The 23145-nt window shown below is 62.4% G+C and carries 17 protein-coding genes and 3 pseudogenes; 9 read left to right on the forward strand and 11 right to left on the reverse strand.

Features of this window, described 5'->3' with window-relative positions; translation table 11 throughout:
* Positions 1–72: 72 nt before the first annotated feature.
* The 4 genes and pseudogenes from OG927_RS10200 to OG927_RS10210 form a co-directional block, all read right to left on the reverse strand.
* On the reverse strand, positions 73–1785 hold the full coding sequence (locus tag OG927_RS10200) for a hypothetical protein (RefSeq protein ID WP_330320024.1): 1713 nt from the start codon (positions 1783–1785) through the stop codon (positions 73–75).
* Positions 1786–1959: 174 nt separating this feature from the next.
* A pseudogene (locus OG927_RS35980) lies at positions 1960–2628 on the reverse strand (MmyB family transcriptional regulator); the annotation flags it as partial.
* A gap of 566 nt (positions 2629–3194) precedes the next feature.
* Entirely contained in the window at positions 3195–3413 is a 219-nt protein-coding gene (locus tag OG927_RS10205) for a hypothetical protein (protein ID WP_330320025.1), read from the reverse strand.
* 11 nt (positions 3414–3424) lie between these two features.
* Complete coding sequence (locus OG927_RS10210) at positions 3425–3742, reverse strand: hypothetical protein (protein WP_330320026.1); 318 nt, start codon at positions 3740–3742, stop codon at positions 3425–3427.
* A gap of 425 nt (positions 3743–4167) precedes the next feature.
* Here OG927_RS10210 and OG927_RS10215 point away from each other — a divergent pair, with 425 nt between their 5' ends.
* Positions 4168–5604 (forward strand): DNA phosphorothioation-associated putative methyltransferase, encoded by a 1437-nt coding sequence (locus OG927_RS10215; RefSeq protein WP_330320027.1) that lies wholly within the window; start codon positions 4168–4170, stop codon positions 5602–5604.
* A gap of 25 nt (positions 5605–5629) precedes the next feature.
* Here the strand turns inward: OG927_RS10215 and dndA are convergent, their stop codons facing one another.
* The gene (dndA, locus tag OG927_RS10220; RefSeq protein ID WP_330320028.1) at positions 5630–6808 is read right to left on the reverse strand and encodes a cysteine desulfurase DndA; all 1179 of its coding nucleotides are present in this window, start codon (positions 6806–6808) and stop codon (positions 5630–5632) included.
* 239 nt (positions 6809–7047) lie between these two features.
* On the opposite strand from dndA, the gene dndB reads away from it, so the two are divergent.
* Genes dndB through dndE form a run of 4 tightly spaced genes read left to right on the forward strand, consistent with a single transcriptional unit; the run spans position 7048 to position 12160 of the window.
* Positions 7048–8187, forward strand: coding sequence for a DNA sulfur modification protein DndB (dndB, locus tag OG927_RS10225; protein WP_330320029.1), 1140 nt, complete (start codon positions 7048–7050; stop codon positions 8185–8187).
* A complete protein-coding gene (gene dndC, locus OG927_RS10230; RefSeq protein WP_330320030.1) occupies positions 8184–9782 on the forward strand; it encodes a DNA phosphorothioation system sulfurtransferase DndC in 1599 nt (532 codons plus the stop codon). Before dndB ends, dndC begins: the two co-directional genes overlap by 4 nt.
* Complete coding sequence (dndD, locus tag OG927_RS10235; protein WP_330320031.1) at positions 9769–11796, forward strand: DNA sulfur modification protein DndD; 2028 nt, start codon at positions 9769–9771, stop codon at positions 11794–11796. Before dndC ends, dndD begins: the two co-directional genes overlap by 14 nt.
* A complete protein-coding gene (dndE, locus tag OG927_RS10240; RefSeq protein ID WP_330320032.1) occupies positions 11786–12160 on the forward strand; it encodes a DNA sulfur modification protein DndE in 375 nt (124 codons plus the stop codon). Before dndD ends, dndE begins: the two co-directional genes overlap by 11 nt.
* 81 nt (positions 12161–12241) lie before the next feature.
* Here dndE and OG927_RS10245 read toward each other — a convergent pair whose 3' ends face one another.
* The 4 genes from OG927_RS10245 to OG927_RS10260 are packed head-to-tail and all read right to left on the reverse strand — an operon-like array spanning position 12242 to position 17079.
* Positions 12242–12733 (reverse strand): DNA phosphorothioation-associated protein 4, encoded by a 492-nt coding sequence (locus OG927_RS10245; protein WP_330320033.1) that lies wholly within the window; start codon positions 12731–12733, stop codon positions 12242–12244.
* The gene (locus OG927_RS10250) at positions 12730–14793 is read right to left on the reverse strand and encodes an AAA family ATPase (protein WP_330320034.1); all 2064 of its coding nucleotides are present in this window, start codon (positions 14791–14793) and stop codon (positions 12730–12732) included. The genes OG927_RS10245 and OG927_RS10250 overlap by 4 nt, the downstream gene beginning before the upstream one ends.
* The gene (locus OG927_RS10255) at positions 14790–14954 is read right to left on the reverse strand and encodes a hypothetical protein (protein ID WP_330320035.1); all 165 of its coding nucleotides are present in this window, start codon (positions 14952–14954) and stop codon (positions 14790–14792) included. The genes OG927_RS10250 and OG927_RS10255 overlap by 4 nt, the downstream gene beginning before the upstream one ends.
* Before the next feature lie 25 nt (positions 14955–14979).
* Entirely contained in the window at positions 14980–17079 is a 2100-nt protein-coding gene (locus tag OG927_RS10260) for a DEAD/DEAH box helicase family protein (protein WP_330320036.1), read from the reverse strand.
* 608 nt (positions 17080–17687) lie between these two features.
* Here OG927_RS10260 and OG927_RS10265 point away from each other — a divergent pair.
* A pseudogene (locus tag OG927_RS10265) lies at positions 17688–18220 on the forward strand (transposase); the annotation flags it as partial.
* A gap of 165 nt (positions 18221–18385) precedes the next feature.
* Here the strand turns inward: OG927_RS10265 and OG927_RS10270 are convergent.
* Complete coding sequence (locus OG927_RS10270; RefSeq protein ID WP_330320037.1) at positions 18386–19501, reverse strand: tellurite resistance TerB family protein; 1116 nt, start codon at positions 19499–19501, stop codon at positions 18386–18388.
* A gap of 291 nt (positions 19502–19792) precedes the next feature.
* Between OG927_RS10270 and OG927_RS10275 the strand changes: the two are divergent.
* Positions 19793–20543: pseudogene (locus OG927_RS10275) on the forward strand (transposase family protein).
* Positions 20544–20572: 29 nt separating this feature from the next.
* Here the strand turns inward: OG927_RS10275 and OG927_RS10280 are convergent.
* Positions 20573–21154 (reverse strand): hypothetical protein, encoded by a 582-nt coding sequence (locus OG927_RS10280; protein ID WP_330320038.1) that lies wholly within the window; start codon positions 21152–21154, stop codon positions 20573–20575.
* A 1125-nt stretch (positions 21155–22279) separates the two neighbouring features.
* On the opposite strand from OG927_RS10280, the gene OG927_RS10285 reads away from it, so the two are divergent.
* Both OG927_RS10285 and OG927_RS10290 read left to right on the forward strand, forming a co-directional pair.
* Entirely contained in the window at positions 22280–22630 is a 351-nt protein-coding gene (locus OG927_RS10285) for a hypothetical protein (RefSeq protein WP_330320039.1), read from the forward strand.
* A gap of 72 nt (positions 22631–22702) precedes the next feature.
* Positions 22703–22978 (forward strand): DUF6357 family protein, encoded by a 276-nt coding sequence (locus OG927_RS10290; protein ID WP_406145417.1) that lies wholly within the window; start codon positions 22703–22705, stop codon positions 22976–22978.
* The last annotated feature ends 167 nt before the right edge of the window (positions 22979–23145 follow it).

Raw genomic sequence — 23145 nt, forward strand, 5'->3', positions numbered from 1 at the left:
CGGCTACGGTCCGTACGCCGGCAGCGCGGGCCCGCCGGCCCATGGGGCGCGTGCCCGTCACCGGCGTCACTTTCAGCCCGGGAAGACGGGCTCACCTTCGCCCAGGACCGATTCGTCGCGCAGGCTGGTGCGGAGCATGCCTTCCCGGTGGAGGCGCTCTTCGAGCTCCAGCACCTCGACGGCGGCCTCGCGCGGGCAGGAGCTCGCCACTCCGATCAGGCCCCAGCGCCCGGGTACCGCGGTGATCGCCCGCGCCCACCCGAGGGAACTCCGGCGTTGCACGCCGTCCTCCAACCGCTTCAGATCGGTGTCGGCGGCCGGGCGCACCACCTTCGTGGACGCGTACACCCCGTCCCGGCGTCCGGCCCGCTCCCGGGCCTCGGCCAGCAGCGCCCGTACGTACTCCGCGCCGTTCGAGGAGAGATTGAGATCCTGCATGGCGACCACCGGGGTCGATCCGAACCGGCCGCCCAGCCGGGCGATCGCGAAGTCGACACCGCCCTTGACGAAACCGAGGTCGCGGCCCGCCCCCCGGAACGCCTCGTACAGTCCTGCCATGCCCTCGCGCGCGGTGCGGAACTGTTCGGGGGTGATACCGAAGCGCGCGCAGGTGCCCTCGTCCACGTAGACACTGCCCTCCCACACGCTGCCCCGGGTGATCTGCACCGTTCCGCCCTCGGCCAGTCCGCCGGCCGCCACGTGCACGGAGGGCGCGAGGATGAACTCGTAGCCGGGGACCCGGTGGCGCAGGTAGTGCGTGTGGGCCTCCAGGACGTAGTCCTCCGCCGACTCCATCGCCTGCCGGGCCAAGGCGTCCAGGGTGTCGGCGTCCGCCAGCGGTACCGCCGTCCTGATCCGGTCTCCGGTCAGCGCCTCGGCGGGCTTGAAGCAGCCCAGCTCCAGCCCGTACCGCTCCACCAGCAGCCCCGCGGCCTCCCGCACCTGACGGGACATCGACTTCTCGTCGGCGCCCGCCCGGGAGATCGAGTACCCGGGCAGCCTCGGCAGGACCACGCCGAACTCGGCGTGGAACGGCGTCAGTGCGAACTCGGCGTCGAGGAGGGCACCGGGTTCGCCCGGTGAGACGGGGCCACCGAGGGTGCGGGCCGCCTCAGGGGTGGGATAGAGGGTGGTCTTGCGGTTCCACCCCTCGGCGACCTCCGGGCCGTTCGCGTCCACGCCCAGGACGTCCAGCCCCGCGGCACGCTTGAGCCAGAGCAGCAGCAGTCGAGCCTCGGCGTCCATCGCGAACAGGCGCACCACTGTCGCCGGTACGTCCCTCAGCTGCCGGATCAGCAGCGCCAGGGGCGGGGCCGGGCGCTCGGAGGGCTCGGAGGCCGCGAGGGTGAGCAGGGCATGTGTGAGGTAGTAGTAGCGCGGTTCGTCGACCTCCACCGGCACCGCTTCGGAGGCGGCCACCGCCTGCCGCCACGCCTCGCCGCGCCCGACCACCAGGTCGCCGGGCGCGGCCAGGTAGACGGATCGGGCCTCACTGTAAGCGGGGAAGTCGTCGGGCGAAGCCCCCCGCGCGAGCTTGGCCACGTCCGCCTCGAAGCAGCCCTTGAGGGTGGAGGCGGTCCCCAGCACGATCGCCGGCACGGCCCCGCGCGGCACACCGGAGGGACGCAGCTCCTTCTCGGCGGCGACCTCGGCGGCGGCGAGGCCGATGCCCAACAACCGTCGGGACAGCCCGTCCAGCTCCGCGTGCGACAACAGCTCCGGACCTGTACAGAACCCTTCCCATGCCAGCGTCCTGCCCTTGTGAACAACGGTCTGCGCAGCCATCACACCACTCCAGGCGCCACTACGAGAAGGAACCGGTCGGACACAGTCTGTAGGGCCGGTGGCGCCGGAGCCAAGGGGCGCCAGGGGTGATGGCCGGATCGTCGCACGGATGGGGGGCTGCCACCGCGTCACCTCGGGTGAGGTGCGCCGGCGGGGTCGGGCTGCCGCGCGGGGCGGCAAGGAATCGACCCGGACCTGTCCGTCGGTTCCGGCGATGGCGAGCTTCTCGTGGTCCAGCTCCGTCTCTCCGGCCCGGGCGTGATCGAGCAAGGTCTGACCGCCGATGCGCAGAGCCATGTGGTGGCGGGCCCACAGCCTGCGGAACTCCTCGCTGCACACCGGCAGCTCGCCGACCACCGCGGACAACTGCCGGGCGAGGGCATGGACAAGCCTGATCGTCGGGCTTGGTCCGTGCGGAAGGACGTCGTTGCAGCCGGTGCTTGTCGGTGGTGAGGGTGCTGCGGCACAGAGGCAGGCGGGCTGCCAGCCGTCGGGCATGGGGTCGGTGACCTTGAGGCGGGACGGGCAGACGGTGCGGCCGTGGCCGTCGTGAGCCTCTGGGTGCGCTTGCTCGACCGTTCCCGCGCATCGAGCACCCGTACGAGCCGCGCCAGCTGCTCCCCCCACAAAGCCGCTCCGGCACTTCGGGCGAGCATCGGACGAGCAGACGATCTTGGAGCAACAAAAAAGGCCCCCGCTCCTGCGGGGGCCTACCTGTTGTTCCTGGTCAAACAGGTGAACCGTTACGGCTCTACGGTGGGGCGGGTGGGACTCGAACCCATAAGCGTGACGCCTCTCACCTGCGACGATGCCGAAACAACGGACATAGCCTCCCGTTTCCATCCGGCTCCATCCTCCTCGATCCGGCTGGAACGGGGGACCGTGCAGCGTTCGCTGCACCAGCCCTTCTTCACTTCAACGCGACCACGGCCCCCGAGGCGTAGGGCGGAGCCACATTCGAGGGGCAACGGATTACCCTGGGCTGCGGCGAGCTTCGTGAGCCCCCTGACACCGTTACCAACCCACAGCGCGGCTACCTTAGGTAGCGGGCGGGCCGACGGCGAAAGCATCGGGTCGTGATGTCGCCAGGGGCGCGACGTGCGGAAGTATGCCGCTCAGGTGCGGACCAGCAGCGCGTCGCGGGCGATGCCCTCCCTGCATCAGCTCGCCGTCGGTGTGCTCCACCTGGCAGGGCGGAACAACATCACCGAGGGCCCACGGCCATCACGGACGGGATCTGACCCGGCCACCGACGCCCCCCGGACTCACATGATCATTTCCAACCGATCGCGATAGCGACGCAGTTGTGGGGCGCCGCGGCCATGCACCATCGCGGACCGGGGAATACGCTTCTCGAAAGTTCGGCCGCGCCTGCCACAAGCACGGCGTCTTCCGGTTCATGGGCGTGCTCACTGCTCGGCAAGTCGGTAGATGGCGCTGTCCGGGTCGATCTTCACGATGACGCCTGTTGAGGCAAGATCGCGGAGGGCTTTGCGTGCTCGCTTCCCTTGCTGCCGCTGGTTGCCGTCACCGTGACCGGCGTCGCGGAGCGCGGTCACGGCGCGCCGGGTGTCCCAGGTGCCACCGAGGGCTCGGATGGGCTGCTCCAAGATCTGCGCGATGGTCACGGTCGTGGTCCTTACTGCTCGGCGCGGTGATACTTGCGCTTGTGGTTGGTGATGCTCTCCGACGTTCCTCGATAGCCGGGCTCGCTGGAGCACTCTCGGCACTCCTCCCAGACACCGGCGTCGACCGCAGCGCGGCTGACGGAGTGGTGGGGGCCATAGCCGTGGGTGTGGAGGAACTCGGGTACGGAAGCGCCGTACTTGAGGGCGATGACGGCGGCTTCGGCGACCTTGTCGTGGCCAGGTGCGAAGAACTTGCCGAGGCCGACTTCCTTCTCACAGCCGCACCAACACGTGCCGGTGGGGATGAGGCGGAGCTTCTTCTCTGTCATGGGTAGAGCATGCCCAACCCTTGCATTGATCACAAGGGTTTAACCCAAGGATTACCCCCAAGGGTTACTTTGCAGCCGGGACAGCAACTTCCCACATCGAGCGGGCCCTTGAACCATGAGCAGCGCACCTGGACCCCATGAAGCCGGGCGGCCGGCAGGGGGAAGTTCATCCCAGCCGTCACCTGACAGCCGAGCGCCGTCCCGATAAGGAACAGAAAGGAGAAGACCGGCAGCACTCCGGGCCCGTGGAACCCAGCGCACCCGCGGCGACACGCGCCGGCGCGCCTCGAACGAACCGAGGTTGTTACGGGCGACCTGCCGAGCAGGTCAACCACCGAACTCCACTGAAGAATCGAGGTTAGCTCCATGAGCATCACGCGCTGGCTATGCTGCGTCCGTCCCCTTCCTGGACCAACGAGGACGACATGCAGCAGTCCTGGAACAGCGACCGCCGCCGCACCGCAATTGGCCGCAACGCGCTCTCTGTACCCGCCCGCCAAGCTCTGGCCGATCGCCAGCTCACCCCCGATCGCACTATCCTTGACTACGGCTGCGGGCGCGGCGGAGACGTCAGGTCCTTGGAACGCCTCGACTGCCGCATCACCGGATGGGATCCGTACTACAGCCCGGAAGACCCGCTCGTCCCATCCGACGTCGTACTGCTCACATACGTCCTCAACGTCATTGAGGACGCCGCCGAACGCCGCCAGACCCTGAAGCAAGCCTGGGAACTCGCCACTACGGTTCTAATCGTCTCAGCGCGCCTGACGTGGGAGAAGGCCAAGGTGCGAGGCCAGGAGTTCGGCGACGGCCTGCTCACCAGCCGGCAAACGTTCCAGCGCCTCTTTGGCTCCAGCGAACTCCGGAACTACATCGAGGAAGTCACTGGCGCCCGTTGCGTCTCCGCCGCCCCGGGCATCGTCTATGCCTTCAAGGACGATGCTGCACGCCTCGGATACCTCGCGCATCGCATCGTCCCTGATGCCGAGTGGCTGGCCTCCGAAGACACCACTTCGGCCATCGCCTCGCTAGCCGACTACGTCGAGCGCCGCGGTCGCCCACCGCGCGTCGAGGAAATGCCGCGCCCCATGGCCGAGCAGCTGTCTCGTCTCAAATCCGGCGAGCTCCGGCGGCTCATCCGCGACTCCGTCGACGGCGACAAGGTCAAGGACGGCGGGAAACGCACCACGCTGAACACGCTCCTGTTCTTGGCCGTCGAGCTCTTCAGTGGCCGCGGCCCCTTTGGCAGCTTGCCCTTCAGCGTGCAGCTCGACGTTCGGTCGTTCTTCTCGTCGTACAAGGAGGCGTGCCAGCGCTCCGACCGCCTGCTCCTCAAACTCCGGGACGACGCATATGTCCGCGGCGCGATGCACGCATCCGCCGTCGGCAAGCTCACCCCGACCTCTCTCTACGTGCACCATCGCGCAATCGATCAGATGCCGACCGTCCTCCGCCTGTACGAGCACTGTGCATCGATCGCCGCCGGACGCCCCCAGGAATGGACCATCGCCAAGCTGAAGCACCAGGGACGAGCAGTGAGCTGGCTCGATTACCCAGAGTTCGATGCCGACCCGCATCCGCGGATCTCGTCCTCGTACCTCGTAGACCTGAAATCCCTGGAGACCTCGCACATCTCCTATGCCAACTCCGCCAACCGCCCGCTGCTCCACCGCAAGCATGAGTTCCTGGCGCCAGACGACCCGGACGCCCCAAAATACGAGCGTCTGACGCAGGCAGAGCTGAGAGCCGGCCTGTACGAACACCCGCACCTCATCGGCACCGAGAATGGGTGGGAAGCCGAGCTGGTCCGCTGCGGACGTGACCTGCGCGGGCACCGTCTGGTGCGTCGCGCAAATGACTGATTTCCCGCCTCGTGTCCGGCACCCCTCAGGGAGCGCCGGGCTGCATCCGCACGACTGTCGCCGCGAACTCCTCCGGGTCAAAGTCCGCTACCTGGCTCGGGAACCAGGAGAACCGCAGCCCATTATTGGCTACCCCGTCCGGTAGCCCCATTGCGGTCAGGACATGGCTGGGTGTGTAGGAGGCGCTGGTGCACGCCGACCCAGTAGCGACCGCGACCTGATCCTTAACCCTGACGATCAGTGCTTCGGCGTTCAAGCCATCGAAAGTCACGTTCAGGATGTGCGGTACGGAGTGATCCGCGTCTCCGTTGATGTGGAAGCGCGTCTTACCGAGAGCAGCGAGCATGCGCTCCCGCATTGCGAGAGCCTCTCGCTCCCAGCGCGGCTGCCCCTCCTGGAAGACCTTGGCTGCCTCATAGAGCCCCATGATGAGCGGCACTGCTAGCGTCCCGGGCCGGAGTTTCCTCTCCTGTCCCCCGCCGAACATGATCGGCTCCAGCGGAGTCTTGTCCCATCCCCGGCGGCGGGTGACAAGCGCACCCACACCCTTCGGTGCCCCCACCTTGTGGCCGCTGATACTGATCATGTCGATGGGCGCCTTGAGGTCCTCCGGAAGCTTCCCGTACCCCTGCGCGGCATCAACATGGAAGTAGGTCGGCGTCCCCCGCAGCTCCTCAGCAAGCTCAGCGACGGGCTGGATCACGCCGGTCTCATTGTTCACGTGCATGAGGGAGACCAGGAGTGTGTCCGGGCGCAGCTTCTCGAGCACGGCCTCCGTGGCGATCCGCCCTGACAGCCCCGGCTCGAGGAAGTCCACCTCGAAGCCCTTGCTCTGCAGGTGCACGAGGGGTTCGATGACCGCTTTGTGCTCGATGGCGGAGGTGATGATGTGCCGCCGTTGGTTCTTCTCCCCGTACGGCGCCATCCCGACCAGGGCGATGTTGTTCGACTCAGTCGCTCCGCTCGTGAAGATGACCTCTTCCGTCTTAGCTCCGACCGTCCCCGCCAGGAAAGTCCGCGCTTCCTGCACCGCCTTCTTGGCACGAGTCCCGTACTCGTGAGTACGACTGCCGGCGTTCCCGAAATCTTCGGTCATCCAGTGGAGGACCACGTCAGCGACTCGGGGGTCGACCCGTGTCGTCGCCGCCACATCGAGATACGCCACCACAACAGCTACCCACTTCCAGGACGTTTTTCCTGCCATCGCTTACGTCAATCGGTTAACGTACACGTCGGAGGTGTCAGCGCACAGCAAGACACCTCGCGTACGTCAACACCAGACTCGCCGCTCGTCATCCCCACGCGTGGCAGTAAGCAAAAGCCCGTACGCGCACCTCGTCGATCGCGTGCGCTAGCTCCCCAGTGACCTGCACACACGGGAGGACACCTCGGTACGTCAACCGAGGGGTCAGCGGTCAGCCCGAGTGCGTTAAAGTTGCCGAAGTGGAGAACGAAGCTGTGGCACCTGCGACCCGAGTCGTCGCCCCACGTACGTCCGCGGGGTTCGAGTACACCTTCCCTGCGATCCGCGGGATCCAGGCTGGTCGAGAGTTCTACATCTCGATGTGCCCCCTGCGCCTGATCCCCAAGATCTTCATCTTCGATGAGGACGAACTCCCCCCTGAACTAAGGGCTCAGCGCGTCCTCAACAAGGGGCGCCTCCCCGCCCTGTCCAAGTACATCCTGGACAACCCGGGCGACTACGTCTTCAGCGCACTCACTGCCTCCGTAGACGGCAACATGGACTTCGAAAGTCACAGCACTGATGGCGCCGGCTTCCGAACCGGTCATCTCCACATCCCCATGGACTCCCGTTTCTTGATCAACGACGGGCAACACCGTCGCGCCGCTATTGAGCTCGCGCTCAAGGAGAACCCCGACCTCGGCGAGGAAACGATCGCCGTCGTCTTCTTTCATGACGACGGTCTAGCTCGGTCGCAGCAGATGTTCGCTGATCTCAATCGGCACGCGGTCCGCCCAGCACGCTCCATCGGTGTCCTCTACGACCACCGGGATCTTTCCGCCCAAGTCGTACGCGTCATGGCTGGACGGTCGACCATCTTCAAGGGCTACATCGAGATGGAGAAGAGCAACCTCTCGGCAGGCTCCCGGATGATGTTCACCCTCAGCGCGCTCTACTACGGCACCCAGGCTCTCCTCCAAGGGCTTGACCTCGAGCCTGAGGCTGCTACCGATCTCGCCCAGTCCTATTGGGAAACGATCGATGAAGTCACCCCGGAGTGGGCCATGGTTCGCAGCCGTGAGCTCTCCGCCAAGGAGATGCGCCGAGACTTCATCCACAGCCATGGCATCGCGCTCCACGCCCTCGGGCGCATCGGCAACTCCCTGTTCCGGGAGTCCACTGCGCCTTCCAAGTGGAAGAAGCAGCTCACTCCCCTCAAGAACGTGGACTGGACCCGGTCCAACAGCGACTGGGAAGGGCGCGCCATCGTCGGTGGCCGTGTCTCCAAGAGCCACCAGAATGTGACCCTTACCGTCACCTACCTGCGTAAGCACCTTGGGCTTGAGCTCAGCCCTGAGGAACAGCGGGTGGAAGACGCATACCTGCGAGGCGAAGCATGAACACCCCTCTACCTCTTGGCATCCCCACTGTCCGGCGCCTGGCGTTCGATGGCCGCTCCCTCGGCGAGGTCGAAACCGCACTGACCGACGAGATCCGCGAGTTGTACACCGCGGACGAGGTCCCCTGGGTCATCGGCTATAGCGGTGGCAAGGATTCCACTGCCGTCCTCCAACTGGTATGGACGGCACTGAAAGACCTACCGGTAGAGAAGCTCACCAAGACGGTTCATGTCATCAGCACGGACACCCTGGTCGAGAACCCTGTGGTGGCCGCCTGGGTCACTACGTCTCTGGAGGCGATGGAGAAGGCCGCCGCAGCTCAGGGACTGCCCATCGAACCGCACCGACTGACCCCCGAAGTCAAGGACACCTTCTGGGTCAATCTCATCGGTCGTGGCTACCCTGCGCCCCGCCCGAAGTTCCGCTGGTGCACCGAGCGACTGAAGATCAAGCCTTCGAACTCGTTCATCCGCAACGTCGTGTCTGCCCACGGCGAGGCCATCATGGTCCTCGGCATCCGCAAGACCGAGAGCCAGGCCCGTGCGCGTGCGATGGAGAAGCATGAGAAGCGGCGCGTACGCGACCGCCTATCCCCTAACGCGAACCTCCCCAACTCGCTCGTCTACAGCCCGGTCGAAGACTGGACCAACGATGACGTGTGGGAATTCCTGATGCAGAAGCCCAACCCCTGGGGCTACAACAACCACGACCTGCTCAGCATGTACCAGGGCGCCTCCGAGGATGGCGAATGCCCGCTCGTCGTCGACTCGACCACCCCCTCCTGCGGTTCCAGCCGCTTCGGCTGCTGGACTTGCACTCTGGTCGAGCAAGACAAGTCCATGACGGCGATGATCCGAAACGACGACGAGAAGGAGTGGATGACCCCGCTCCTGGAGCTACGGGACAAGCTGGACTCTCCTTTCGGGTTCGTAGAGGACAAGGAAGACCCTGACTACCAGCCAGGAAAGAAGCTCCCTCACCCTCGCCCCGACAAGCCGGCTCGTGACTTCCGCCGTATGAACGGCCAAGTGAATATCTTTGAGCGCCGCAGCGACGGCGAGGACGTTGTCATCCATGGCCCTTATCTCCAGGAGTACCGGGAGAAGTGGCTCACAGACCTACTGACCGCGCAGACCTGGATCCGCGCCCACGCCCCGGAGCACGTCAGTAACATCGAGCTGATCACTCTCGCCGAACTTCACGAAATCCGGCGCATCTGGGTCTTCGACAAGCACGAGGTCGAGGACTCCGTACCGAAGATCTACAAGCAGACCACTGGTGAGGACTTCCCCGGCGGTCCGCTCGATGAGCAGCTCGTCATGGGCGCAGACGAGATGGACCTCCTCAAGGAAGTCTGTGATGGCGACGAACTGCACTACGACATGGTGCGCGAGCTGCTCTCCGTAGAGCGCAAGTACCGCACGATGTCTAGGCGTTCCGGCCTCTTCCAGGCACTCGAGGGAGCCGTACAGAAGGGCTTCTACGAGGACCGTGACGACGCGTACGCCTTCGCCCAGCGCAAGAAGAAGTGGCGCTCGGACGTAGCAACCAACCCGACTCTCGACGAAGAGACCGACATCGATGCTCCTGCGTAAGATCACCCTGGAAGAGTTCGGGGCCTATCGGGGCAAGCAGTCGCTTGACCTCACCGTGAAGAAGAACAAGCCGATCATCCTGATCGGCGGCCTCAACGGTTGCGGCAAGACGACCCTGCTCGACGCTATCCAGCTGGCCCTGTACGGCCCCCGCGCCAGATGCAGCGGTCGCGGTAACAAGCCGTACGAGACGTTCCTCCGAGAGAGCATCAACCGCCAGCACGACCCCACCCGCGGCTCGTCGGTCACCTTGGAGTTCACCGTCGCGGTGGGCGGCAAGGAGCACTACTACAAGGTCGTCCGCAACTGGTACACCAGCGGGAAGTCGCTCAAGGAGTTCCTCAGTGTCCTCGTGGACGAGGACTACGGCGACCAGACCAAGCCTGGCCGCCTCGCCCAGCCCGACACCAAGTACAGCCGGCTGCTCAGTGAGGGATGGGCGGATCACATCGAAGACCTCCTCCCCCTTGAGGTCGCTTCGCTGTCCTTCTTCGATGGCGAGAAGATCGAGTCCCTCGCGGACCCAGAACGTGCCGCCTCAGTCATCGAATCTGCCGTGCACTCGCTCCTCGGCGTGAGTACCGTTCAGCAGCTCCGTACTGACCTGCTTGCGCTGCAACGTCGTCAGAAGCTGTCCGACGAGGAACAGCACCTGATAGACAGCATCCATGAGCAAGAGGAGGAGCAGAAGTCCGTACAGACTCAACTCGATGTAGCCTCCCAGGACTTGAAGCAGCGCGAGATTGCGCTAGGCCGGGCTAAACGCGAGCTCGAGTCCTTGGAGCAAGCATTCAAGAGCGCAGGCGGCGGCCTCTTCGAACGTCGTGTGGAACTTGAGCAGGAACAGAAGCGAGCTGCCGAGCACCTCGCGGACCTACGTTCCTCGCTGGTCCAGATCGCTGCTGGACCGCTTCCTCTGCTCATGATGGGTCCGCAGCTCAAGGACGTACGTAAGCAGGCCAAGCGAGAACAGTCGGCCGCCGAGGCCGGACAGGTCCTCGATGTCCTGGTAGAGCGGGACAAGTGGCTGCTCAACATGCTGCCCGAGGATGCCAAGAGCGAAGTTATAAGGAAGCTCGAGGAAGACCGGGCCAAGCGGTCAAAATCGACCACGCTGAAGGTAGACCTCGAACTCCCCCACGATGCTTTGGCTCAGCTCTCCGTACTGGACGAACTCCTCGGGCGCGACAAGAACCGGGCCGCCGAGCTCTTGGCGCTGACTACGTCTGCCGCTGAGGAAGTGGATCAGCTGGATCGTCAGTTGGCGGGTGTCCCGGAGCAGAGCAAGGTGGAAGCCCTTCAGGAAGCACGGGAGGAGCAGCTCCAGGAGGTCTCTCGTATCCAGGCTGGAATCGCTCGCACCGAGGAACAGATCACGGAACTGAAGCGGCGTCGCGAATACGTCACCGCGGCCCTCGATCGAGCCCACAACAACTTCGTGCGGACCAAGGTCAAGGCCGAAGAAGTCGAACGCATCATCCGGTACTCGGAGAAGGCTCGTGCCACTCTGGAGCGCTTCGGTGAAGTCCTGCTGCAACGCCACATCAGCAGCCTCGAGGTCGCCGTACTGCAGAGCTTCAAGGACCTCATGCGGAAACAGGGTCTGGTCCAGGACCTGCGCATCGACACCGACAAGTTCACGCTCTCGCTGTCCGACTCTACTGGCGAACCGGTCGACCCGGGACGCCTCAGTGCCGGCGAGCGCCAGATCCTCGCAGTCTCCCTTCTCTGGGGGTTGATGAAGGTCGCAGGCAACCGCCTGCCCAGCGTCATCGACACCCCTCTCGGCCGCCTTGACAGCCGCCACCGCGAACACCTCGTCGACCGCTACTTCCCGTACGCCAGCGACCAGGTTCTGCTGCTCTCCACCGACGAGGAGATTGACGAGTACCTGCTGGGCCGCTTGCAGAAGTCCGTCGCCCACACCTACACCCTGGTCCACGACGACACAAATTTCACGACCACCGCCGTCGAGGGATACTGGTGGAACGCAGGAGTCTCCCATGTCGCTTGATAACGTCCGCCTCTCCCAGCCTGCCAAGGACCGACTGGTACGGCTGAAGCGCACCACGGGCATTACTCAGTGGAACGTGTTGTGCCGCTGGGCTCTCGTTCTGTCCCTCAAGGACCCGTCAACGCCCCTCGTCAAGGACATCGTCGCGGACTCCAACGTCGAGATGACATGGAAGACCTTCGCCGGCCAACACCGCGACATCTACCTGGCGCTCCTCAAGCAACGTTGCGTAGCTGACGGCAATGAACCAACCGACGAGGTTGTGGCTCAAACGCTGACGGTACACCTACACCGCGGAATCGGCTTCCTCCAAGGGCATAAGGAACTCCAGACCGTCGAAGGCTTGGTTAACGCTACGACGTAATGGGCCAGTGACCGCTTGTTTAGTGCGGGCCGGCGATAGGAAGGAGCGGCCCGCACCTTAAACAAGCCTGCAAAATACTACTCATGCCCAGTCTGGACGCGTAATCAGCTTACGAATGTCGGCCGGCACCTTGCTCGATTTTTGCATATTCGCATTTGCCGAATCACGAACAAGCCCAACCAGTACATCCCGCATTTGAGATCTACTGGCATTCATCTCGCCATGCAATACCGACAATCCACCATTGGCGTACTCCTCGAAAATATTGATGCGCTCAAACACTCTTTCATCGCTCAGAATCTGCGCATCGCCAGGGCAATTCAACACCGCGAGAGCTTCAATGAATGCCTCTCCGGTGTGGATTTTTTGAAAAACGTTGAACCGAATCGGATCCACAAATTTTTCAAACGGCTCCCGCCGCTGACGCGCCCAACCGAGAGCTGCCGCGAACAGCATGACCTCGGCCTTATTGTCAAATACTCCGTCATTTTCCGCAAGGAGCTGCTCGATCAATGATTCCCGTTCGCGAGGACGGCGAACTCGCAGGTCTCCGCGCAATGCCTCAGCACTCACTTCTCCACCTCCGTCAGAACAGCACCGTCAAACGATGAAGGAACCACTTGGTATGGATATCCCCGTCCATTGACACTGATCGAATCAGTCACATCCGATGCAGATTTCCGAGAGTGCGCGGTGATCACGTATTCTTGACCGACCCTGGGGGCCAGATATTCTTCTACCGCGCCTTCGGACTGCGCCTTGTGTGTTAGCACAATAACCTGCGAGGCCATCTCTGGCAGGAAGGTTGCAACCCTTCTCCTGTAGTCCACGTCCAGGTTACCGAAGGCAGCGTCCATGACGACGGGAAAATCGCTCATGTCACTCATCGCGTGGACATCATTCTGCGCCACATGCCGGCACTCCTCCGCTAGTGCCGCAACGAAAGCGAGCGCAAGGAGCATGTTCTCACCCGTCGATTTAGGTGCACGGCGCCGTTCATCCCCACTACCAACCCACAACTCAAGTACGAAATCCGAAGTGAGCTCTGGTACGTAATCCTTGAATGCCGCCTCTTCAAAAACACGCCGGATTCGACTATCGAGGCTTCGCCGTGTCTGCTCAGATAGTAGATCAAGGGTCCGCTGAAGAGCTTGCTCTGCCTCTTGCAAGATACGGATTCGCTTCTGGACAAGCTGGTTAGTCAGGTCCTTCATCTGAAGAGTGTCCAGTTCCTCAGCTTTCTGCCGCAGCAGATTATCAAGTTCTTTGATTCGAGCTTGCACAGCGCCCAAACGTCGGTTCTTCTCCTCCACCAAACGTCCCGTTTCCTCAAGCGAGGCTTCCAGCTTTGCGATATCTTCATCAGGGACATTCTTGAGTTTTGCCCGAAATTCGTCTAGCTCGGCATTTAGCTCGCGAACATCCTTGCGACTCTGTGCGATCCTTGAATCCAACGACTCAAGATCCACTATCGCCGACTTACGCTGCTCTTCCAGGCCTCCCATAGAACCCTGAAGTCTCGCCCAGGCTGCTTCTACTTCAGCAAGCCCCGCCCGGTCCAGCCACTGCTCGATACGAGCCCGTTCAGGGCTCCCTTCAGGCAAGTGCGTGCCACAGATGCACTGAGCTTCTTCGAGTAGGTCCTTAACGAAAGTCCTCTTCAAAGGAGCCGGCAGATCACCCCGCTTCCGCAGGGCCTCGCACGCCACCTGAATCTGATCTGACATTTCCGGAAGAAAGGCGAGATAGCCACGTTGACGAACCAGATCGTTCCGGGTCCTCAAATCTTCCTCAAGTCGATCATCGACACTCTCTTTCAGCTTCTTGACTCGATCGCGATCCTTCTGGATCGCGGCAGCCCCCTCGAGAGTGCGAAGCCTAGTCTCTACACTAACGATCTCATCCTTGAGATGACCGATTTCAGACTTTAGAAAAGCTTGAGCGTCACGCTCCTCTTCTCGCTCTGTTTCGTATCGGTCAATCTCCGCATTAACCTTTTCAATGGCCCCAATAGCGCCACCTTCGGATTTCAGCTTATGACGCATTTTCTTCACTGCACTCGGGAGATGCCTCTTAGCTCGCACCAGGGGCTCGATCCCGAGCACCGTTTTAATGGCGGATTGAATCTCGGAGTACGCCTCCTGCTTGGCGAGGTACTCAATTCTTTCGCCATTAATGAAGAAGAATCCACTGAGCTGACTCGGAAGAATCTTGTCAATAGTGCTCGAAGCGTTCTGCACCTTTCGCCACACACCACTCCCATCTTCAACATTCAGGTCGAAATTCTCCCTTCCTGGACTCTGTGCGTTACCACGCTTCCGAACAGTGAGGCGTCGACTCGCTCGATAGGTCTTTCCGTCATGCTCGAACCGAACGACGACCGAAGTGGAAATGTCCTCTCCGTCAGGTGCGACAATCCAAGCCTCCGAGTTAATCAGAGATTCTTTGTCTTCAAGGTCCTCAGTGAGTTTCCCGTACAAAGCCCATAGGCACGCGTTCAGGAGAGTTGTTTTTCCCCCTCCGTTGGTCCCATAGAACGTCGAAACATTCTTTCCGACGGAAGTGGAGAAATCGGCCTTCTGCACCCCACCATAGGCGCGAAAATTTTCGAGCTTAATGTCTAGAAGCTTCACTTCACGATCCCCTCGACCTTTGCGACGATCATTTCGGCGATACCTTCAGGCTTGTCAAGATTGAGATACTCGTGCTCAATTGCGAGCACCGCGTCAAGAAGTAGGCGCGCTTCCTCGCTGAGCCCTTCCCAGATCTCCGTGATTTCCTTAGCCTCATCCATCCCGAGCTCCCCTGTTACGCTATTACTATAGGTCCATTAGGTCATAGCGTTCGCGCAATTCCCTTAGCTGGGCCAAGGAGAATCCACGATTTTCTGCATACTGAGCAAATTCGATGCAACGCTCGAGTTCGCGACGAAAGAGGCTCCGCTCAATGTCATAGAGAGCCTCCTCCCCCGGTGGGACTGCCACGAAATCAATAATGTCAGCACTGCGTTTTCCTTCAGCCCGGCGAAGAACTCTTCCTCGCCGCTGGATGAACTGCCTGGGATTACTGCTACTCGCCAACATGTATGCAATGCGAGCATCTGGTAGATCGACACCTTCGTCCAGGCACCGCATTGATGCCAGTACTCTAATGTCCGTTCCCGTAGAAAAAGCCTTCAAGATCTCGCGACGGACGGTTGGACTTTCTACCGCAGTGTATGGGTGAGTCGGAATTCTGAGCTCGGAACCCGAAACGACCATAGCTTCGTCAATTTGCCGACTACCAGAAATTCCGCCATCGCGACTAGGGCGGCCCCCCTGGGCGCAGTAGACAAGCTGGAATGCATCATCTTGACGCTTCCCGAGCTCGGTTCGCAGGGCAGAGATTTTCCCCTCGGCATGACCAAGAACATTCGCCCTTTTCTGCAAAAGTTGACCAAGGCGGTCCTCAACGTCTGCCCCCGAGCGCGCTCGCGCATATAGCTTGCCGATTTCTTTAGTCAGATCCGCATAGAACTCCGACTCCTCGTCATTCAAAGGAACCAGGACTGGATAATATCTATATGGCGTTAGGGTTCCCATCTCAATTGCCTCTTTAATCCCGAGCTCAATTTTGATCTCCCCAAAGAAATCGAGAAGAGCTTCGGTTCCTTCCATGTCATGATGCCGCACGGGAGTCGCAGAGAGGCCCAATCGAAACGTAGAATTCTCTGGTAGGCAGCGCTGCATCCTCAATGAACCAAGATTATGCACTTCGTCAGCCACAAAGAGAATCGGCCATTCGATACTCTCTAGGATGTGCTGAAATCGAGCAGTGGCAAACGTGGCGTTGGTGACCACGATTGCAACGTGCCTTGCGTTACTGAAAGATCCCAACGCGGCAATGGCGTCTGCGACATCAGGCTCCCAGGACTGCCAAGAGTCCCTGCACTGAATCGGTGTCACGCCAAATTTCCTCAATTCGACCGTCCACTGGTCTGCCAGTCCGAGTAGGGGCACCACGATCAACGTCACTAGGGGACTTCCTGCGGCCCTTAGCTGACGACCAAGTTGGTCCCCAGCTGCAAGTCCTGTAATTGTCTTCCCCGTGCCCGTAGCCATCTGAAAGATTCCACGACCTTCGGCGGATAGCCACGCCTCGATGGCTTGCTTCTGGTAATCTCTCAACTCAATATCGTTGGGAAGCGTCAGCCAACCAGAGGCAGTGTTTGACGCTGACACCGCTTTGCCCTTTCCGGCTGTCGCCCTGCCCAGCTCGATGAGTTTTCTGCGTGCGGCATCAGGGAAATCAAATACTTCCAGTCGGGGCGTCTTGCCTGACCAGAGCAGCTCAAAGTCCCTCTGGATCCCAGTAACACGTTTACTGTCTTCAGATTTCCACGACGAGAACACTTGGATTGATTCAAAATTATCCAGGAATGCTGCAGCGGTTTCATTCAAAGAGCCAGTAAACGCTACTTGGTTTCCGTAGCCGTCGGCGATGATGCCGATCTTTTCGTGATAGATGCCGATGCCTCGACCTGAAGCCATGACAGCAATCTTAATGTCAAGCTGCCCTTGTGCAATCAGACGTCCAAGTCGACCAATACTTTCCAAGTCTGACGGAGGGAGAGAGGGCGCATCATCCAGTTGGCGAGTGACAGCATGACTTACGATTTCCCGATACTCATAACCTTTCCTTATTGATTCGACATCCTCAGCTGTCAAGTGAGGGCTTGCGACGAGTCGAATTAGACCGCCAGATCGCTCGAGAGCTTCCACTCCCCGTGCCGCGACAGCCAGCGAGCCACTTGTGAAGTACCCAACCGCCCTGTCATAGCGAACCGCCATTTCAAGGCACGGATTATAGAAATCCTCGGCAACATCGTGCGCGTCACTCCGATACCTGTCTGCAAGCGGAACGGACCGCAGGTCTTTCACGACATTTCCTTTCTCCCTCGGATTGCAGCCATGAATCTCTGTGCAGTGAGCGGGCCAGTCACCTTCTCTTGCCTCACGTAAGAGCGGTGCATGAAATCCTCATCGTCCCCCATAGGCAAATGATGCTGAACCGCGGGCGACGCCAACGCCAAAAGCAGTGCTGAAAGTATGTCTTCCACACTCTTGGGTCCGCAGTTCCGCATACTTAGAAGCTCGTTGATTGAGGAACCGAGAAGCGAGCGACTGCTCCATATTCCGTGAGCAGTGAGAGACCTTTCTGCTCGCGGCGTACAGCAGAAAGGGCGAACATCGACAGATGGTGAATTCTCAACGCCAAGTAGATTTTCAAGCGATTCACTGCTGCCTATGTCAACGAGTTGCCGCGCAACAGAGATTGCTGTCGACTCGCGTCCTCTTGCCGTGCGGCTCTGGGTGACTGCAAATATCGGGGATACCGCCGACAAGTCAAGCCCTTTCAAATTCCACCCCCAGACCAGTTCCCAAACGATCACAAACGGACCGTCGTCGACGTGCAGCCAGTTGCTCTCCGTTACGGGGTACTACAGATTAGCCCATGCCGCGAAGGGACTGTAGCGTTAACGCGTTTTGCCCGGACGACGGCCGTCGAGACCGGCGGCGAAATCGACGATGGCGCCTGGGTCGCCGAACTCACCGGCGACTTCCTGACCGGCTGGCCCAAGGGCATGCGGCTGATCGTCAGGAAGGAACGACCGCACCCCGGAGCCCAGCTGCGGCTCAGGGATGCGGACGGTATGTGGCTGACCTGTTTCGCCGCCAACACCTCGGACCGCCCGATCGCCGAGCTCGAGCTCTGTCACCGGCTGCGGGTCCGGTCCGAGGACCGCATCCACGCCGCCCGGGCCGCCGGCCTGCGCACCGTGCCCCTGCACCGCCCAGAACCGGATCTGGCTGGAGATCGTGCAGATCGCTCTCGACCTGCTGGCCTGGATGCCGATGCTCGCCCTGACCGGCAAGGTCAGGCTCTGGGAGCCCCGCCGATTACACTCCGCCTGTTCACCGCTGCCGGACAACTCGTGACCACCGGCCGTCGGAATCCTCCGCCTGGACCGGCCACATCACCGCAGCCTTCGACCGGCTCACTCAACTGCCCAACCCCGGACGCCCAGCCGATTCCCCGCCCCCTTCGATAGCACCTCAACGCCCGGAGCAGTGGAATCCGGCACCATCCCGAGGCGACACTCGGGCCTTCGGCCTGCACGGCCTCAGCCCAGGGCACGAAGACGGTCCACCGGCTCCGCTGGCAGACCGTCACGAAACGGCGAGGCTAACGTCTCTGGCAGCGATCCCGTAGCTCGGCGATGAGTGCCCTCTCGTGCATGTTGAGATCCCCGTCGACGGTGGCGACCCGTTCGGCAGCGTAGACAACATCGCTGAGGTCCCCGGATTCGGCGTCGATGCGGTGCCATACCTCGGCAGGGTCGATGGTGATGACGTTGGCGAGTTCCTCGTCGTCGACCTGATGCCGTTCCCGGGCAAGCTGCATCAGCCGCTGGAACAGCAGTTCCTCGGCGTCAGTGATCTTGCTGTCCGCGTTGATGACAAGCCACGCCACCCACAGCATCGGGCGCAGGTGCCGCGTACGTCGGATCAGAGTGTCAGCAAGTTCGATCACCTCTGCTTCGTCACGAAACACGGATTTGGCATGACGTCCTGCAGCCATGGTCGTGTAGCGGTTTACGAGGATGGTGAGGGGGATCCCGACGCCGGGGATGCCGAACTTGATGACGTTGCGTTGCAGGAGGTGCTTCCCGACAAATGGAAGGCTTTTCGCGGCGGTAAGGACCGGACCGGAGTAGTACTTCTTGAGGACTTGCCGAACTAGGCCGGGTACGAACTTCATACTGCCGCGGGCGGCCTCTCCGGCCTTTATGCCGAATGCCACCCGGACGAGTTTCATCATGTCTTCGGGATCGTCCACGTCCAGGGGAATCCGGTAGATCACCGCGATGTCGTAGGCCAGGCGCATCTGCAGCTGGGTGATGTACGTCAGGTCAACCATGAACGTCACGACACCGGCCGGAACAGCGGCGGGGCTGGCGCCACCCAACGACCCGATGGTCGCGGCGATCGTCCCGGTGTAGAGGCCGGAGGTAATCCCGCCTTCAATCATGGCGCTTTTTGCCGCCAACTTGATCTGCCGCCCGACGATGCCGTCCGCGGGTACACCCTTGTACTTCTGCTGGAAGTACTCCCAGGTGGCTTTCTCGGTGTACGACCGCAGTGCCTGGGCGCAGAGTTTCGTGAACCAGCCGCCCGACTTGATGTCGTCCGCGCTCAGCCTCGTGACGAACTCCCGCAGTTTGGCGCGCTCCTGTTCGACGGCCTCGCGGTCGGCATCGTCATCGCCGGCGTTGACGGAGCCAGGCAGAACTTCGGTCACAGCGGGGTCCCCTCCCAGATGGTTTAGCTACTGCAAGGTTGCCAGACGTGGGCACTGCCGGGGTCAGGTTTACTCCCGCTCGCTGAGGGCGTCGGGGGCGGCGGGGACACAGCCCCTCGCCGTCCGTCCGCCGGGGGCATCGCCGCTGACGTGCCCGTAGATCTGCGTAAGCACATGACTGAGCCTCTTCCAACCTGACGGGCGGTTGGATCGGCGCCCCGGCGGCAGACATGAAGAAAGCTCCTGGTAGACGGGTTCACGATCAAGATCACCAGTCCGCCAGGAGCTCTCGTGCTTGCCTACCCGTCTGCCATCGATCTGTCCAGCCGCACCCTCCAGCGTCTTGCCGGCCTGCTCGTGGGTCACCGGCGCCGGATCGGCTCCCGCTGGCGCCGCCTCACCTGTGGCCGGCAGGCCCTGCTCGTCCTCGCGCACTTGCGTTGCGGTGACACCTACGCCCGCCTCGCGGCGGGTTTCCACATCGGGATCGCGACGGTCTGCCGCTACATACACGAGGCCGTCGATCTCCTGGCCTCGCTCGCTCCGACGCTGGAGCAGGCCATGGAAACAGTCCGCAGGAAGGCGTACGTGATCCTCGACGGCACGCTCCTGCCGATCGACCGCATCGCCGCCGACCGTCCGTACTACTCGGGGAAGAAGAAGCATCACGGCATGAACGTGCAGGTTCTCGCCGACCCGGCCGGACGCCTGATCTGGGCATCGGCTGCACTGCCGGGAGCCACGCACGATCTGACCGCGGCCCGGACCCACGACATCCCGGCCGCTCTGACCGCCGCCGGCATCAAGTGCTGGGCGGACAAGGCGTATCAGGGTGCGAGCTCGAGCATCCGTGTCCCGTTTCGGGGCAGGAACCTGCGCGGCTGGCCGGCGTCACAACCGGGACCATGCCAAGATCCGCAGCCTCGGCGAACGCGCCATGGCGATCCTGAAGAACTGGCGGCTCCTTCGGAAGCTCCGTTGCAGCACCACCCGGATTACCGCCATCGTCCGAGCCATCGTCGCCCTTGAACTCGCCATCTGATCAAGATGGAGAGCGCCCAATCGGTGGGGTCAGGTCACCGAGATTTGCCACTTGCCGTGGTCGGACAGGGTGACGTATCCGTGCTGCGGAAGGCGCAAGGTGCCCTTCTGGTTGGCAGCGGAGGTGAAACGGATCAGCTGCTTCCCGCCGTCGGCCGGCGTGAAGATGATGGTGCCGCAGGAGTCGATGAAGTCGTAGTGCACAACCGGGGCGTATTCGAAGTACGGCTTGGGGCTGAAATAGCCGAAGGTCTCGGTTCCCTTTCCCTGGGCTGTGTTGGTCGGGAGCCGAGGCAGCGCGTCGCTGTCCACGACGCGCACCTTCCACCGGCCCAGGCCACTGGCGCCCTCGTTGCCCACCGTGCTTCGCCAGATGGCGAGGGCGTCGCAGTCGGCAGGCAGGACGATGTGCGACGGCCCAGTCCGGCCGATGGTGACGAGCGTGTCATGGGCCCGCTGATGATAGGGACCTTTGCGCACGGTCGACAGGTCGAATCTCGTGGTGAAGCCCCCGTGGAACTCCAAGAGGACCGGCTTTCCGTCCCCTGCGCCCGGTATCTCGACAATCCGGCTGCGCCAGCCAGACCATTTAGCGGACGTGGTGCTGCCCACGTTCCCTCCCCTGTGTCGGTCGCGAAGCGCTCGGGAGTCATGGTGGCACGCGGGCCCGGACTCCGGCTCCGCTCCAGCCCGACGGGGGCCAGCTGTCGCTCAGGAGAAGAACCTGGCACCGCCAACGCCGGGGCGGACGACGCCTTCGGAAGACCGGCTTTCCGTAGGGCGGCAGGCTACCCACACAGGAGATTCAAGGGGCTTCGCGCCATCGTCCCTGCTGAACTACCCGTCAGGTTGGAAGAGGCTCACTGACCGGCCAGGGATCGCCTACAGAAGATCCCGGCCTCTTTGTTCACAGACAACACGCGCAGGAACCGAGGCGGTGCGGACGACCCATCCATAGAACGCTGTCATGGCGCACGGGCCCCGCAGTTCCATGACCTACGCAGGCTTACGCCCCCTGCCATCCGCTAGACGGCCTGCCGTTACGCAGCGGTCTGGGCTGTCTGAGGTCGGGCGCCCAAGGTCTGACCCAGTGCCCGTTCGACCGAGACCAGGATGACCACCCGCTCGGGGTCCGGGGCCGGCGTACGGCCGTATCGCTTTCCGTAACGGGCAACCGGAGTGGATGTCCTGGCTGGCCAACGAGTCCGTTCGGGCTCGGTACTGGGCGAAGGTCTACCGAACCTCGTCAACCGAGGACTGCTGGTTCTTCTTCGGCGGGATCTCCAGCACCGGCCACGCCAGCTTCAGGGCTGCGTCGCGGCCGGGCAGGACGCGACGCGGCACGGTGCCGGGCCACCTCTACGGATACCAACTCGCGCACGGTGTCATCCCTCGGCTCGGCTGGGGTACCGACAGTCCGACCGTCTGCCACACCTGCGACAACCACTCCTGCCAGCAGCCGACGCACCTGCGACTGGGGACAGCGGCGGAGAACCGGGCCGAATGGCTGACTCGCCGTAGAGACCCGGGTAGTCCCCTCGCAGACCTCCGCGGCCCGGCCGGACGCTCCCGCGCGATCGGTGATGCGATCCGGGCTGGCCTGGAGGGCGGGGAATCCGCAGAGCCAATCGCCGCTCGCATCCGGGCCGCGGTCTCCGCAGGCCGACCCCTCAGCCTCTGGTGATGTACGGCTGGGTTTCGTACCGCAAGGGGCCGCTCCCTGGCTAGAGTCCGCTCATGCCACAGCACCAAGAGCTCATACACGGAACGCTCGTCGTCACCCAGGAGATCGCCTACATCACCCCCGCTCAGCGCCGTGAGATAGGCATGACTACGCGTGATGTGCACCAGAACGCGCTGTACCTCATCGACCCTTCGCGGATGGTTCCTCCGGGCTGTGACATCCAAGGTTGTACCTACCGGCCGTCGGAGACAACCCGTTTCAGCACGCCTGCATGGGCTACCCATCGCGTCTCGAAGTCGAGGGGTTTGTTCCGCAAGCGCAGGGCGTATTTCTCGTGCCCTGAGCATCTGGACACGGTGAAAGCCGCGCTTGTCTTCGGCCACAGCGGCGACCCCAACCCCTGACCCTCATACGCACCCTCGGCACGTGCTCGGCAACGACGTGTTCACCATCAAGGACGAGGAGGGGGTGAAGGAATCCAGCTCCGCTTCCACGCGGACTCCATCGCCCAGATCATGACGGTGCAGGCTGGTGAAAACCGGGGCGGATCCGGAGTACTGGTCGAGTACAACCTCGCCGACGGAACCGGCGGGTACCAGAACCTGATGAGCGCGTTCGTCCGCGGCAGCTGCGCCGCACTCGAACAGCACGATCCTTGGCTCAGAGCAGCCCATCCGGATCGGCTGAGGCGCCAAGGCGGACACAGCGGGCGCCCTGCTCTGCCCGCCCAGCCCAGTCCAACAGCGCCCTGACCGGAACGAGCCTGCCGCTGGCCTGGATGAGGATTCCCGCGAGTGCCGCTGAGCGGTGACCAGATATCTGTGCGGGCGATCCGGTGCGGCTGCGACAATGAGGAACGAGCAGCAGATGCGGCCGTGGGAGCAGCAGACGCACCCGGCCCGCCTGACAGGAACATGCG

It is taken from the genome of Streptomyces clavifer (assembly GCF_036345975.1).
In the GTDB taxonomy this organism is placed as follows: domain Bacteria; phylum Actinomycetota; class Actinomycetes; order Streptomycetales; family Streptomycetaceae; genus Streptomyces; species Streptomyces clavifer.

Coding starts and splice junctions, on each gene's coding strand:
- OG927_RS10210 (WP_330320026.1), bottom strand. CDS start 3,742: ATGACAGAGAAGAAGCTCCGCCTCATCCCCACCGGCACGTGTTGGTGC.
- dndD (WP_330320031.1), top strand. CDS start 9,769: ATGCTCCTGCGTAAGATCACCCTGGAAGAGTTCGGGGCCTATCGGGGC.
- dndE (WP_330320032.1), top strand. CDS start 11,786: ATGTCGCTTGATAACGTCCGCCTCTCCCAGCCTGCCAAGGACCGACTG.
- dndC (WP_330320030.1), top strand. CDS start 8,184: ATGAACACCCCTCTACCTCTTGGCATCCCCACTGTCCGGCGCCTGGCG.
- OG927_RS10255 (WP_330320035.1), bottom strand. CDS start 14,954: ATGGATGAGGCTAAGGAAATCACGGAGATCTGGGAAGGGCTCAGCGAG.
- OG927_RS10285 (WP_330320039.1), top strand. CDS start 22,280: ATGCCACAGCACCAAGAGCTCATACACGGAACGCTCGTCGTCACCCAG.
- OG927_RS10215 (WP_330320027.1), top strand. CDS start 4,168: ATGCAGCAGTCCTGGAACAGCGACCGCCGCCGCACCGCAATTGGCCGC.
- OG927_RS10200 (WP_330320024.1), bottom strand. CDS start 1,785: ATGGCTGCGCAGACCGTTGTTCACAAGGGCAGGACGCTGGCATGGGAA.
- dndA (WP_330320028.1), bottom strand. CDS start 6,808: ATGGCAGGAAAAACGTCCTGGAAGTGGGTAGCTGTTGTGGTGGCGTAT.